This window comes from Rhizobium sp. O111, from assembly GCF_055616315.1.
Genome location: NZ_JBSHXL010000001.1, coordinates 2,162,620 through 2,175,660 on the forward strand (window position 1 = coordinate 2,162,620; position 13,041 = coordinate 2,175,660).

Annotated in this window: 12 protein-coding genes; 6 read left to right on the forward strand and 6 right to left on the reverse strand. The window is 62.6% G+C overall.

The window, feature by feature from the left end; all coding sequences use genetic code 11:
* Positions 1 to 15: 15 nt before the first annotated feature.
* A complete protein-coding gene (locus ACVTFQ_RS11050; RefSeq protein ID WP_111562261.1) occupies positions 16 to 936 on the reverse strand; it encodes an MYG1 family protein in 921 nt (306 codons plus the stop codon).
* On the opposite strand from ACVTFQ_RS11050, the gene ACVTFQ_RS11055 reads away from it, so the two are divergent.
* Together ACVTFQ_RS11055 and ku (ACVTFQ_RS11060) are read left to right on the forward strand one after the other, a co-directional pair.
* Positions 910 to 1,107 (forward strand): hypothetical protein, encoded by a 198-nt coding sequence (locus tag ACVTFQ_RS11055; protein ID WP_470423891.1) that lies wholly within the window; start codon positions 910 to 912, stop codon positions 1,105 to 1,107. The two genes, ACVTFQ_RS11050 and ACVTFQ_RS11055, sit on opposite strands and share 27 nt — an antisense overlap.
* Before the next feature lie 514 nt (positions 1,108 to 1,621).
* Entirely contained in the window at positions 1,622 to 2,425 is an 804-nt protein-coding gene (gene ku, locus ACVTFQ_RS11060; RefSeq protein WP_111562153.1) for a non-homologous end joining protein Ku, read from the forward strand.
* 18 nt (positions 2,426 to 2,443) lie between these two features.
* On the opposite strand, the gene ligD is transcribed toward ku (ACVTFQ_RS11060), so the two are convergent.
* Genes ligD through ACVTFQ_RS11075 form a run of 3 tightly spaced genes read right to left on the reverse strand, consistent with a single transcriptional unit; the run spans position 2,444 to position 6,110 of the window.
* Entirely contained in the window at positions 2,444 to 4,981 is a 2,538-nt protein-coding gene (gene ligD / locus ACVTFQ_RS11065) for a DNA ligase D (RefSeq protein ID WP_112437190.1), read from the reverse strand.
* Between the two features lie 2 nt (positions 4,982 to 4,983).
* Positions 4,984 to 5,841 (reverse strand): non-homologous end joining protein Ku, encoded by an 858-nt coding sequence (ku, locus tag ACVTFQ_RS11070; protein WP_111562155.1) that lies wholly within the window; start codon positions 5,839 to 5,841, stop codon positions 4,984 to 4,986.
* 2 nt (positions 5,842 to 5,843) lie between these two features.
* Positions 5,844 to 6,110, reverse strand: coding sequence for a hypothetical protein (locus tag ACVTFQ_RS11075; RefSeq protein ID WP_111562156.1), 267 nt, complete (start codon positions 6,108 to 6,110; stop codon positions 5,844 to 5,846).
* Between the two features lie 230 nt (positions 6,111 to 6,340).
* Here ACVTFQ_RS11075 and ACVTFQ_RS11080 point away from each other — a divergent pair, with 230 nt between their 5' ends.
* The 3 genes from ACVTFQ_RS11080 (at position 6,341) to ACVTFQ_RS11090 (ending at position 9,636) form a co-directional block, all read left to right on the forward strand.
* A complete protein-coding gene (locus ACVTFQ_RS11080) occupies positions 6,341 to 7,300 on the forward strand; it encodes a helix-turn-helix domain-containing protein (protein WP_112437188.1) in 960 nt (319 codons plus the stop codon).
* A 147-nt stretch (positions 7,301 to 7,447) separates the two neighbouring features.
* A complete protein-coding gene (adh, locus tag ACVTFQ_RS11085; protein ID WP_018897492.1) occupies positions 7,448 to 8,956 on the forward strand; it encodes an aldehyde dehydrogenase in 1,509 nt (502 codons plus the stop codon).
* Positions 8,957 to 9,246: 290 nt separating this feature from the next.
* A complete protein-coding gene (locus ACVTFQ_RS11090; protein WP_111562158.1) occupies positions 9,247 to 9,636 on the forward strand; it encodes a DUF779 domain-containing protein in 390 nt (129 codons plus the stop codon).
* Here the strand turns inward: ACVTFQ_RS11090 and ACVTFQ_RS11095 are convergent.
* Both ACVTFQ_RS11095 and ACVTFQ_RS11100 read right to left on the reverse strand, forming a co-directional pair.
* Positions 9,633 to 9,998, reverse strand: a complete 366-nt coding sequence (locus ACVTFQ_RS11095; protein WP_018897490.1) for a hypothetical protein — start codon at positions 9,996 to 9,998, stop codon at positions 9,633 to 9,635. The genes ACVTFQ_RS11090 and ACVTFQ_RS11095 overlap by 4 nt on opposite strands.
* Positions 9,999 to 10,358: 360 nt before the next feature.
* Entirely contained in the window at positions 10,359 to 11,375 is a 1,017-nt protein-coding gene (locus tag ACVTFQ_RS11100) for a substrate-binding domain-containing protein (protein ID WP_018897489.1), read from the reverse strand.
* A gap of 317 nt (positions 11,376 to 11,692) precedes the next feature.
* Between ACVTFQ_RS11100 and ACVTFQ_RS11105 the strand changes: the two genes are divergently transcribed.
* The gene (locus tag ACVTFQ_RS11105) at positions 11,693 to 12,958 is read left to right on the forward strand and encodes an ABC transporter substrate-binding protein (RefSeq protein WP_112437191.1); all 1,266 of its coding nucleotides are present in this window, start codon (positions 11,693 to 11,695) and stop codon (positions 12,956 to 12,958) included.
* Positions 12,959 to 13,041 lie beyond the last annotated feature (83 nt).

Consider the following 13,041-nt stretch of genomic DNA (forward strand, 5'->3'; position numbering starts at 1 on the left):
CTCTCGCACTCCCCCCTATGCCTCCCCCACAGCCTCAGCCACCGCAATCTCCGCCATCTTCAGCGCCGCTTCGCGGCTCTTGGCCGCCGCGATGAAGCGGCCGTTGTGGCAGAAGCTGGCGCCTTGGACGCCGGAGGCGGCTTCGAGGTCGCCGTTGGTGAGGCCGGCCCATGCGGCCGGCAGGTCGGCGCGCAGCGCGAAGCCTTCTTCCTCGCGGCGAATGCCGGTCACGCACCAGTCCTTGTCGCGCGGGTGGACGACGAAGAGCAGGTGGTCGGCGCCGGCCTTGATGATAGCGGGGCGAAAGGGCATGCCCATCGGCAGTTCCAGCACGCGGTTGTCGCCGGCGGCGACGATCGCCTTGTGCACCAGCGCCTCGGCCCTGCGCTTCGCGGCACTCTTGCCGATCCGCGCCTCGACGAAGCTGCGGGCAATCGCAAGTGCGGCGTGAAAGGCGCGGTCGTCCGCGCCGGGATCGGTCTCGTCGAAGACCGGCTTCAGCGTTTCCAGAAGTGCGGGCAGCGTCAGCCCGGCCAGCGGTCCGGAAGGGCTGAGCGCGCCATTGTCGGTAAGATCGATCGGCAGCACGAAGCTGCCGTCGAAGGAGGCGTGAATATCGTCGATGTCAGCCTCTGGAACACCCGATGCGGCGAGATAGTCGCGCCCGAAATGCTTCCAGATCAGGCCGAACGAGCTGTAGGGCTGGCCGTCGTCACGCAGCGGCGCGCCGCGCTGATGATGGTCGAAGATACCAGCGTCCGCTTCATAGGCGCCGCCGACATCGTAGATGATCCTGTCGGGACCGGGCGTGATCCATTCCGGCGCACGGCTGCGCATGATGCGCGCCTCGGGAAAAAGCCGGGTCAGAACGACGGTGGACAGCAGTTCGTCGGCGTGGAAGCCACCGGAATGCGTGACGAGAAATTCAGGAATCATGTAGCGGCGCCCTCTTGTCTGCGGATCATCCGCACATTCAGGCACCAGATAGCTGTTGGCGCAAATCACCTCAACCCGCAGGCGCAGCATTTTCTCCCATTGATGCTGCACCGCATCATCCAATTGGGTGTATTGTCAGCAGCCGCCGGCTATGTGCTTGAACATAGTTGAAGGTTAACGTTTGCTTTCATACGAAGTATCTGAATATGACAAACCCGTGAATTTTACGCTTGCCATCGGGAAAAAGCCGCGCAACTATTCGTGTCGGGAGCATGATAGTGACGGGAACCACACATGCCAAAGACTGGAATAATAGCAGTATCCGGGACATCCATGTCCCGTCAGTGCATTTTCACAGCCGATGATGGCGGCGGAAAAATCCGCGGCTGTCCACGCTTTCTCGGGATGATTTTCGGGAAGCCGAGCGTCCGTCTCGCTGACACGTCGAGCGGAAGATGGGCCTCTATCGAACTCGGCAAGGTCGATAAACGCGGCAACGCGACATTTCGCTGGATCTGAGAGTTCGAGACGCGCTTTCAGCTGATCCGCTGACCTCCATATGATGCTCGACGCCCTTGGGAGATGCGGCGCCGAGCACCAATCGAGGGAACAAAATCCGCGTTCCAACCGTTGAAGCGGCATCGCCGTATTGCGGCTTGGAGGGGCGCCAAGGCGCCGGCATCGGATGGCGCGTCAGACCTATTGGAAGGGTTATCTCAAGCTGTCGCTCGTGACCGCGTCGGTATCGCTGACGCCGGCGACCACGGACAGTAACCAGCTGCGGTTTCATGTGCTGAACCGCAAGACCAGAAATCGCGTCGAAAGCCGCTACGTCGACAGCGTCACCCACAAGCCGATCTCTGACAAGGACCAGGTCAAGGGCTATCCGCGTGGCGAGGACGACTATGTCATTCTGGAGGACGACGAGATCAGCGAGGTCGGGCTGGAGAGCACCCGCACGATCGACATATCGAGCTTCGTGCCGCGCGGCTCGATCGATTGGATCTGGTACGACAAGCCGCATTTCCTGGCGCCGGAAGACAAGGTCGGCGTCGAGGCCTTCTGCGTCATCCGCGAGGCGATGAAGGCAAACGATGTCGTCGGCATCGCACGCCTCGTGCTTTACCGCCGCGAACGCGCCGTGCTGCTCGAGCCGCAGGGCAAGGGCATCGTGCTCTGGACGCTGCACTTCGGCGACGAGGTCCGCGAGCCGGCTGGCACGGTCGATCTTGCCGCCAAAGCGGATCAGAAGGTGCTCGCGCTGATGAGCAAGCTGGTGAAGGACCGCACCGAGGAATGGAAACCCTCGATGGTTACTGACCCGGTGCAGAAACGTATCCGGGCGATGATCCGCGCCAAGCAGAAGAGCCTGCCGAAGCCCGTGGCGGCATCGAAGCGCACGCCGGTCAAATCCACCGGCAACGTCGTCAACATCATGGACGCGCTGAAGAAGAGCATCGCCAAGGATGGCGGACGGCCGAAGCACTAGCTCGGCGAGAATGCCAGGCTAGCCTCGCTTGCGCTTTTCAAGCGGCGCGGCGGCCTTGAAGAAATCCGCCCAGGGATCGCTTGCCAACGAATTCATCCGTGACGGCGTGTTGTCGACCGTGAAATAGGCCGGGCCAATCTCCTCGGTCAATTCGCTCCAATCGAGCGGCATCGATACGGCGGCACCCGGCCGCGCGCGGGTCGAATAGGCGGCGACGGCCGTGTTGCCGCGGCCGTTACGGAGATAATCGATGAAGATCTTGCCGTTGCGCTTCGACTTGGTGGCGGTCGCCAGATATCTGTCCGGCTGATCTTTCGTCATCGCGTCCGCCAGCCCCTTCGCGAAGGCCTTCACCTGCACCCACCCGGCCTTCGGCTTCAGCGGTGTCACCACATGGAGACCCTTGCCGCCGGAGGTCTTGACGAAGGCCGCCAGCCCCGCAGCCTCGAGCCGCTGCTTGAGTTCTTCGGCCGCCGCGATCACCTCGGCCCAGGCAACATCGTCGGCCGGATCGAGATCCATGGTGATCATGACGGGCTTCTCAAAGCTCGCGGTCGTCGCCCCCCAGGGGTGGATCTCCAGGACGGCCGATTGCACGAGCGCGACGAGCCCGTCGAAATCGCCGATCCGCAGCAGCTTTTCGCCGCCCCTGTCCTTCGGGTCCGCGATCTCCTCGATATGGGCGTTCATCCCCTTCCAGGCATGCTTCTGGAAGAAGCGCTGGTGCCCGGCGATACCATCGGGGCAGCGCAGCAGCGCCAGCGGGCGGTTGACCACGAATGGCTCCATGAAGCGCCAGACCTGCGCGTAATAGTCTGCAAGTCCCTGCTTGGTGACACCCTCGTCCGGCCAGTAGATGCGATCCGGATGGGTGAGCGTGACGCTCGATTGCGGCGCCGGCTCGGCCTTGCTCTTCTCGGTCTCGCGCATCACATCCCCCGCCGCCTTGTCCTCGCGCAGCCCGCGAAATGCCGCATGCCGCAGATTGCCGTCCGCCGACCATGCCTGAAACTCCACATCAGCCACAAGCTTCGGCTTGACGTGCACAAGCCCGCGCCGGGCCTCGGCCGAAAGCGCATCGTCGAAGGCGGTTTTCGTTTGAGTGTCCTCCGAGAGACGTTCGTGCAGCATCTTGGCGGTCGCGACCGAGAAGCCGGTGCCGACCCGTCCGACATAGTGCAGCTTGCCGTCCTTGTAATAGCCCATGGCGAGCGAACCGATGGCGTTCTTCGTCGCCGTCGAGGGCACGAAGCCGCCGATCACGAACTCCTGCCGTTTCGAGCATTTGGACTTGATCCACTCGCCCGTGCGCCCCGAGCTATAGGTGCTGTCGCCGCGCTTGGAGATCACGCCCTCCAGCCCCAGCCCGCAGGCGTGGTCGAGCACCAGAGACCCCTTCTCCGTGAAATGGCTGCTGTAGCGCAGCGTCGGATCGTCGGGCGAGAGAAGCGTCTCCAGCAAGGCCTTGCGCGAGAGCAGCGATACCTCGCGCATGTCATGCCCATCGAGATGCAGAAGGTCGAAGGCGTAGAACACGAAACGGTCCTTGCGCCCGTCGCTGAGATCGCTCTGCAACGCGGAGAAGTCCGAAGCGCCATTGTCGCGCTCGACCACCACTTCGCCATCGATCAAGGCCGATTGCACCGGCAGCTCCGAAAACGCCTTGGCAAGCGTCTCGCCAAACCGCGCCGTCCAGTCCAGCCCCGTGCGGGTCAGCATCGTCACCTTGCCGTGGTCGATCCTGATCTGCAGCCTGTAGCCATCGAACTTGATCTCGTGCACCCACTCGTCGCCGGCAGGCGGTTTCGGCTTCAGCTTGGCAAGCGCGGGCTCTATAAAGTCAGGCAGATCAGCCTTTACCGCGCCATCCGGCCATTGGCGCGAAGCCGCCTTGGCCCTGGCGGCCTTCGGTCGGGGAGCGGACGCCTTGCTGTCATTCGCGCTAGCCGCACCCTTGGGTCGCGAGTGCCACGCGGCATCGGGATTCTTGGCCACCTCCTCAATCTTCCGGCCGGTCTTTGCCGATTCAGGCCGCAGCTTCAGGATATCGCCCTTGGCGCGCGCCTCCTCGTCCTCGGCCTTGATCAGCAGCCAGTTCTCCCTGGTTTCGCCGGGTTTGCCATGCATCCGCACCAGATGCCACCGCCCCTTCAGCTTGTCGCCATCGAGGTCGAACTCCATGTGGCCCTTCTTGTAGGCCTTGTGCATGTCACCATGCGGCGCCCATGTGCCACGATCCCAGACGATGACGGTGCCTCCGCCATACTCGCCCTTTGGAATGATGCCCTCGAAGTCGCCATAGTCGAGCGGGTGGTCTTCCACATGCACCGCCAGGCGCTTGTCGTCGGGATTGAGGCTCGGCCCGCGCGTCACCGCCCAGCTTTTCAGCACCCCGTCCATTTCCAGCCTGAAGTCGTAATGCAGCCGCGTCGCGTCGTGTTTCTGGATCACGAAGCTCAGCGCATTGCTGTCGCGCGCCGCACTGGCGCGTTTGCCGCCGCGTGGCTCCGGCGTCCGCTTGAAATCGCGCTTGGCGTGATAGGTCTCGAGCGCCATGGTCAGCTCGCCTTCTTCGAGCCGCCGCTACCGCGCGCAGCACTCTTGGCAGCGGTCTTGCCCGTCGCTTTCCCGCTCGCCTTGCCGCTCATCTTCGCGCTCTCGCGCAACGCCTCCATCAGGTCGATCACCTTGCCCTTCGGTTCGGACTTGCGCTTGGGCAGCGCCCTGCCCTCGATCTTTGCCTGCACGAGTTCGGCGAGCGCTGCCTCATAGCGATCCTCGTAATCCCTGGGATTGAAGCTGCCCTTCTTGGTGCCGATGATATGGCCGGCGAGCTCGATCATTTCCTTGTCGAACTTGATGTCCGGAATATCCTTGAACACCGTCTCGGCGTTGCGCACCTCGTAATCGTAGTTCAGCGTGGTCGCCACGATGCAGTCGTCCTGCGGCCTGATCAGCACGGTACGCGTCTTGCGGAAGAGAACGGCCTCCCCCAGTGCGGCGACCTTCTGGTCGCGCATCGCCCGCGCGATCAGCGCCAGCGCCTCCTCGTCGTCCTCGCTCACTGGCGCCAGATAATAGGGCCGGTCGAAATAGAGCTTGTTGATCTCGTCATAGGGAACGAACCCCTGCACCGTCAGAAGCTTGTCGCTCTCGGGTGCGAACGCGGCAAGCTCCTCGCCTTCGATCATGACATAGTCGCCGCTATCCAGCCGGTAGCCCTTCACCTGGTCGTCGCGCTCCACCGGCTTTCCGGTCTCGCTGTCGATGAACTGGCGCTCGACGCGATGGCCGGTCTTGCGATTGATGATGTTGAAGGAGATGCGGTCGGCAACCGATACCGCGGTGTAGAGCCCCACCGCGCAGACAAGATCGCCCACCTTCAGATGCCCCTTCCAGCTCGCCCGCGCTGCCATGTCTATTCCTCCCGCCCCTTGTTGCGCCGGCGCTGGTCCAGCGCCACGATCTTTTCCACCGAGGCGATATCCTCGCTCGTGACGACAGGAACCGGATCGCCGGCGATCGCCTCCAGCACTTCGCTCGACAGCGCGCCGTGGCGGATCACCCACTCCAGCGTCTCGCGGGTTTCACGCTCGGCCTTCAGCTGCGCGTAGAGCGCGACGATCAGCCGATCGCGCGCATCGAAATGGCTGCGTTTGTGCTCGGTCTTGCGGACATGCGTCATCGAAACCTGCCTCCCTTGCCGATTGGAGCAGAAACAGCGCAGCGGCAGGAAAGTTCCGCGTAGTCCTCACACGTCCAACTGTCGCAGATCTGAGACAGGTGCGCTCCGCGCCGTGAAGTCCAAGCGAACGCTCACATTGCCGCGAGTTGCCAAGAACATGTATTTTCGTCACACTCCTGTCGATGATCTGTGGTGGTAGGAGCTGCAGCTCTTTGATGGGAGGAACCCCGATGCACGAACACTCTGCCCATGCGGAGCATGTCTATACGTGCACGCAGCGCGATTCAGCCGCGGCAAGTTCTTCGGTGGTCGCCTCGTGGCGCCGTTGCATCGCCATGCACCAGCTGGCGCCCGAAGAGCGGCGCACGCCACTGCGCCTCATGGACCAGGAGTTCAAGCGGGCGCGTGAACAATCCGAGCAGCTGATCGCCAACGCCACCGACGAGCTCGACCGCCTTTTCACCACAGCGGGCAAAGCCGGCTGCTGCCTGCTGTTGACCGACCGCGACGGCATCGCGCTTGTGCGCCGCGGTGCCATCGGTGACGACAAGGAGTTTCACGATCTCGGCCTCTGGACCGGCTCGGTCTGGACGGAAGCCAGCATCGGCACCAACGGCATCGGCACGGCGCTGGCAGACGAGCGCTCGGTTTCGATCTTCCGCGACCAGCACTTCTTCTGCTCCAACATCAAGCTCAGCTGCACGACATCGCCGATCCGCGATCATCGCGGGCAACTCGCGGCCGCGCTCGACATCTCCACCTGCCGCGAGGACGTCAACGAAATGACGCTCGGCATTCTCGCGCAGATGGTGCGCGACGCCGCCATGCGCATCGAGATTAACCTCTTCCGCAGCGCCTATGCAGGCGCTCGCTTCGTGATGGTGCCCGCAGGCGCCAACCCGGCGGCGGCCCTTCTCGCCGTCGATCGCCACGACCTCGTACTCGGCGCCACCCGCGCCGCACGCCTGGCACTGAAGCTCGACGACCGCAGCATCGCCGCCGGCATTCCGGCCGCCGATGCCCTGCACGAGACCCGCATGTCCGACGACGAGGATCTCATCGAGGCCGAACGCGCGGCATTGCTGAGGGCGCTGACGCGCTCCAGCGGCAACGTCTCGCAGGCCGCGATCGCGCTCGGCATGAGCCGCGCCACGCTGCATCGCAAGATGAAGAAGCTCAATCTGCACTGATCCTATTGTAGGCTGCACTGATGTAGCAGCGATGCGACACTGTGCGCTGCGGTATCGCTCGGTGGCGCTGTATCTCGACACAAAAGACGCGCAGATTTCCTCCCACGGGTTCACGTCCGAACCTGGCTCATCTCAAGGGAGGATGACATGCTGCATCAGAAAATCGTCGAGTCGCCGTTCAAGCTGAAATACGGGAACTACATCGGCGGCGAATGGCGCGAGCCGATCGAAGGCAAGTATTTCGACAACATCACCCCCGTCACCGGCGGCAAGCTCTGCGAAATTCCCCGCTCCAGCGAAAAGGACATCAACGCAGCGCTCGATGCCGCCCACGCCGCCAAGGACAAGTGGGCCCGCACCTCGGTCACCGAGCGCGCCAATATCCTGATGAAGATCGCCCAGCGGATGGAGGACAAGCTGGAAGTTCTGGCGCAGGCCGAGACCTGGGACAACGGCAAGCCGATCCGCGAAACCATGGCCGCCGACATTCCGCTCGCCATCGACCACTTCCGCTATTTCGCCTCCTGCGTACGCGCCCAGGAAGGCTCGATCGGCGAGATCGACAACGACACCGTCGCCTATCACTTCCATGAACCGCTCGGCGTCGTCGGCCAGATCATTCCCTGGAACTTCCCGATCCTGATGGCCGCCTGGAAGCTGGCGCCCGCTCTTGCCGCCGGCAACTGCGTCGTCATCAAGCCGGCCGAACAGACCCCTGCCTCGCTGCTCGTCTGGGCCGAGATCATCGGCGACCTGCTGCCACCAGGCGTTCTCAACATCGTCAACGGCTTCGGCCTCGAGGCCGGCAAGCCGCTGGCATCCAGCCCGCGCATCGCCAAGATCGCCTTTACCGGCGAAACCACGACGGGCCGGCTGATCATGCAATATGCCAGCCAGAACCTGATCCCCGTCACGCTCGAGCTCGGCGGCAAGTCGCCCAACATCTTCTTCGCCGACGTGGCCGACGAGGACGACGACTTCTTCGACAAGGCGCTGGAAGGCTTTGCGATGTTCGCGCTGAACCAGGGCGAGGTCTGCACATGCCCGAGCCGCGCGCTGGTGCATGAAAAGATCTACGACCGCTTCATGGAACGCGCCGTCAAGCGCGTCGAAGCCATCGTGCAGGGCAACCCGCTCGACAGCGCCACGATGATCGGTGCCCAGGCATCCAACGAGCAGATGGAGAAGATCCTCGCCTATCTCGACATCGGCAAGCAGGAAGGCGCAAAAGTGCTGACCGGCGGTTCGCGCAACGACCTCGGCGGCGAACTGGCAAGCGGCTATTACATCAAGCCGACGATCTTTGCCGGCCACAACAAGATGCGCGTGTTCCAGGAAGAGATCTTCGGCCCGGTCGTGTCGGTCACCACCTTCAAGGACGAAGCCGAAGCATTGTCGATCGCCAACGACACGCTCTACGGCCTCGGCGCCGGTGTCTGGACCCGCAACGGCAACCGCGCTTATCGCTTCGGCCGTGAAATCCAGGCCGGCCGCGTCTGGACCAATTGCTACCACGCCTACCCGGCCCACGCGGCCTTCGGCGGCTACAAGCAATCCGGCATCGGCCGCGAGACCCACAAGATGATGCTCGACCACTACCAGCAGACCAAGAACATGCTGGTCAGCTACAGCGAAAAGAAGCTCGGTTTCTTCTGAGGCTTTTCGACAGCAGGGAGGGCATCCGCAACACCCCTCCTTGCCTCTTTCTCCACGAGGCTTCCACGAGCGGAGATGGGCTCTATTTGAAGTCGTGCGCGTGGCCCCCTCATCTCCGGTGCAACGCGTTGCACCTGACCTGCCGGCATCTTCTCCCCGCTGGGGAGAAGGGACTCGTGGCCAGCGCGGCATTCCCCTTCTCCCCTCGGGGAGAAGGTGGCGGCAGCCGGATGAGGGGGCCACGAACGCATATGGAGGAGAGAAACACACCGCATACAGAGGAGAACGCAATGGACACCACAGTCAATGGAGAACTCCGCGTTCTCGCAACAGACGCCGCCGTCGCCCTGATCGACGAAATCAGGCGCGATTATCCAGACATCCTCTTCCATCAGTCCGGCGGTTGCTGCGACGGGTCTTCGCCCATGTGCTACCCGGCCGACGATTTCATCGTCGGCGACCATGACGTGAAGCTTGGCGAAATATCGGGCGTGCCGGTCTACATCAGCGCCAGCCAGTTCGAAGCCTGGAAGCACACGCAGCTGATCATCGACGTCGTTGCCGGTCGCGGCGGTATGTTCTCGCTGGATAACGGCCGGGAAAAGCGCTTCCTCACCCGCTCGCGCATGTTCGGCGGTGGAGAGGCCTGCGCGATCCCAGGCGTGGAGAGAGCAGTCTAGTGCTTGCGCACCTTGCCCGTCGGGATGGCGGATGAGGTGACCGAAACCGGATCGCTTGCCGGGAAGCTGTCCTCCAGCCCCTGCGCCAGCTGATCCTCCATCTCGTCCACATCGCCGGCTGCCCGGGCGCTCGGCTGTGCCGCGCCGGTTTCCACGCTCGAAAGCGCGGCGGTCTCATCGAACGACGCCAACTCGCCCATGACCGCCTTGGCCCGATCGATCGCATTGTTCGACGTCAGCGTCCGGTCCATGTCCTTGCGCAACAGCACGGACACGACCTCGCCGCCCTTGCCGACGAACTCGACCGTAAATCCTCGTCTCCCGCCTTGCTCCGGAATGACCTGCGTGCCGATGACCTGCATGAACTGTCTCCTTTGCATATCTGAGGAGACAACGGCGGCCATCGGACAAAGTTCCGCTAACGGCCGGCGCCATCGCGCGGCCAAAAAAAAGCCACCGCTCGTGACGGTGGCCGTAGTCATGAAGGTCTTCAAAACCTCCAGAGGGGAACAGTTGCGTCATCGGCCAGCGGGCCGGCCGACTGCATAAGCAACTATAGGTAATATTAGTCCCCTATCGTAAAAATTCAATCAATTGGCGGCTGAATTTATCGAGGGACGTAAATCAAATTTCCAGATCCGCCCGGAAACGAGGGATAATTTACCACTTTCAGGTTGCAACCCAGCAAACGGGCGTTCAGCGACCTGCGTCGCCCGCCAAAATCAGCGCTGCACCGGCGCCGTTGATTCGCGCAGGATAAGCTCGACCGGCCACAGCTCGTGGATGTCGAGCGGCGACCGGCCGGACACCAGCTGCAGCACCAGATCCGCGCACCGCGTGCCCGCCGCGCGCATCGACGAGCGCGTCGCCGAGAGCGAAGGCGCCATGTTGTCGGCCGTCAGATAGGGAAACACGTCGTCATGAGCGATGACGGAAACCTCGCGACCAACCTGCAACCCGAGCGAGCGAACCGCACGATAGACACCAAGCGCCGTCATCATCGAGCCGGCGACGATCGCGGTCGGCGGATTGGACTGCTCAAGCAGTGAGCGGGCGAAGCGGAAGCCGAGCTCGTCGGTGAAATTGCCACTGGCGATCAACTGGGGATCGAGTTCGATACCCCGGCTCTGCAGCGCCTCGCGGTAGCCCTTGTCGCGATGCAGTGCATAGGTCGCGCCCGGGCGGCCATTGATCATGGCGATCCTGGTATGGCCGAGATCGATGAGATGCGAGGTGGCGCGGCGCACAGCACCCTCGTTGTCGATGTCGAGCCAAGCATGCGGCACGTCGATATCGGAGCGGCCGTGGACCAGAAACGGCATGCCAAGCTTGTGCAGCAGCGCGATCCGCTCGTCGTTGGGGCGCGGCGAATGCACGATGATCGCGTCGACCCTTTGGCTTTCCACCAGACGCCGATAGAGCTGCATCTCGTCATTGTGATCGGGATCGGCCATCGGAATGACGAGAATGTCGGTGTCCTCGGTCAACAGCCTCTCGGCCATCCCCGCCATGAACTCGGCGAAGTGAAACTCACCCGCCCGCCCCATCACCACGCCGATCGCACCTGCCCGCCCGGTCTTCAATCTGACGGCGTTGACGTTCGGCCGATAGCCGAGCCGAACGGCCTCCTCCGCCACCCGCGCGCGGGTCACTTCGCTCACTTCCGGATAGCCGCTCAGCGCGCGGCTGACCGTCGTCGGCGACAATCCGAGCTGTTTTGCGAACTCTCTAAGCTTCATGCACCGACACGTCTTTCATCGCCCGCTATTGAACCCCTCACACACCCTATAAGCCAATCCGTCGATATTTGGCACAAAAACCGCACATCAGCCAAACCGATTTCAATGCTCAATTACAATCGACACACAGCGCCCGACGTTCTCCACATCCACGCATTGCCGCATTCCATTGTTTTTAAATGAGAAATCGCCGATTTCGGCAAGTCAAAGCCATCACCAAACTACCCGCTTGACTTGATATCGCGCTTCTGACAATTTTTTCCAACCAAATCGTTTTCAAATTTGAGAACGCAATGGTTCTTTTTGGGAGGAAGATCATGAAGTTTCGTTTCACGACGGCCGTCATCGCGGCCGCGCTCATCGGCGTGGCCATGCCGTCCTACGCCGCCAACATCAGCATCTCTGCAAGCTCCACCGGTAAAAACCTCGACCTGTTCCGCAAGCAGCTCGACGCCTTCGAAAAGGCGACCGGCAACAAGGTCAGCATCGTCACCATGCCGTCCTCGTCGACCGAGCAGTTCTCGCAGTACCGCCTGTGGCTCGCCGCCGGCAACAAGGACGTCGACGTCTACCAGACCGACGTGATCTGGGCGCCGCAGCTGGCCGACCAGTTCCTCGATCTCAAGGATGCCGCCAAGGACGTCGTGGGCGATTTCTTCCCTTCGATCATCCAGTCGCAGACCGTTAACGGCCGCCTCGTGGCCATGCCACTCTATACCGACGCGCCCGCCCTCTTCTACCGCAAGGACCTGCTCGACAAGTACGGCAAGCAGCCGCCGAAGACCTGGGACGAGATGGCCGCGACTGCCAAGGAAATCCAGGACAAGGAGCGCGAAGGCGGCCAGAAGGACCTCTGGGGCTACGTCTTCCAGGGCAACGCCTATGAAGGCCTGACCTGCAACGCGCTGGAGTGGATCAAATCCTCCGGCGGCGGCCAGATCATCGAGACCGACGGCACCATCTCGATCAACAACGAGAAGGCCGCGGCCGCCATCGAGCGCGCCAAGGGCTGGGTCGGCACCATCTCTCCAGGCGGCGTGCTCGCCTACCAGGAAGAAGAATCACGCGGCGTCTGGCAGACCGGCAACGCCGTCTTCATGCGCAACTGGCCTTATGCCTATGCGCTCGGCAACGGCCCTGACAGCGCCGTGAAGGGCAAGTTCGACGTAACCACGCTTCCGGCAGCGGCCGATGGCGACAAGCCGTCCTCGACGCTGGGCGGCTGGAACCTCGCCGTCTCCAAATACTCGCAGAACCCCGAGGTCGCGATCGAACTCGTCAAGTTCCTGACCTCCAAGGAAAGCCAGAAGCAGCGCGCCATCGAGCTCTCCAACCTGCCGACGCTGTCCGCTCTCTATGACGACAAGGACATCGCTGCAGCAGCCCCCTTCATGCCGAACTGGAAGCCGATCTTCGAAAACGCCGTGCCGCGCCCCTCGGCTTCGGCCAAGGTCAAGTACAACGAGGTCTCGGCCAAGTTCTGGACCGCCGTCCACAACACGCTGTCGGGCAATGGCACGGCCGCTGAAAACCTCGAGCTTCTCGAAGCCGACCTGACGTCGCTTAAGGGCGACAACTGGTAATCCATCGATGCGCCGGCGGCAGGCTATCCGCTGCCGGCGCTCCGAAGGACGCCACCGTCAATCGTCTCAGGAAGCGGGTATCT

Bases quoted from the DNA above. Each gene is read 5' to 3' on its own strand.
- ACVTFQ_RS11090 (WP_111562158.1), top strand. From the start codon at position 9,247: ATGGACACCACAGTCAATGGAGAACTCCGCGTTCTCGCAACAGACGCC.
- ku (WP_111562155.1), bottom strand. From the start codon at position 5,841: ATGGCAGCGCGGGCGAGCTGGAAGGGGCATCTGAAGGTGGGCGATCTT.
- ACVTFQ_RS11105 (WP_112437191.1), top strand. From the start codon at position 11,693: ATGAAGTTTCGTTTCACGACGGCCGTCATCGCGGCCGCGCTCATCGGC.
- ACVTFQ_RS11080 (WP_112437188.1), top strand. From the start codon at position 6,341: ATGCACGAACACTCTGCCCATGCGGAGCATGTCTATACGTGCACGCAG.
- ACVTFQ_RS11055 (WP_470423891.1), top strand. From the start codon at position 910: ATGCGTGACGAGAAATTCAGGAATCATGTAGCGGCGCCCTCTTGTCTG.
- ACVTFQ_RS11050 (WP_111562261.1), bottom strand. From the start codon at position 936: ATGATTCCTGAATTTCTCGTCACGCATTCCGGTGGCTTCCACGCCGAC.
- ku (WP_111562153.1), top strand. From the start codon at position 1,622: ATGGCGCGTCAGACCTATTGGAAGGGTTATCTCAAGCTGTCGCTCGTG.
- ACVTFQ_RS11075 (WP_111562156.1), bottom strand. From the start codon at position 6,110: ATGACGCATGTCCGCAAGACCGAGCACAAACGCAGCCATTTCGATGCG.
- adh (WP_018897492.1), top strand. From the start codon at position 7,448: ATGCTGCATCAGAAAATCGTCGAGTCGCCGTTCAAGCTGAAATACGGG.
- ACVTFQ_RS11100 (WP_018897489.1), bottom strand. From the start codon at position 11,375: ATGAAGCTTAGAGAGTTCGCAAAACAGCTCGGATTGTCGCCGACGACG.
- ligD (WP_112437190.1), bottom strand. From the start codon at position 4,981: ATGGCGCTCGAGACCTATCACGCCAAGCGCGATTTCAAGCGGACGCCG.
- ACVTFQ_RS11095 (WP_018897490.1), bottom strand. From the start codon at position 9,998: ATGCAGGTCATCGGCACGCAGGTCATTCCGGAGCAAGGCGGGAGACGA.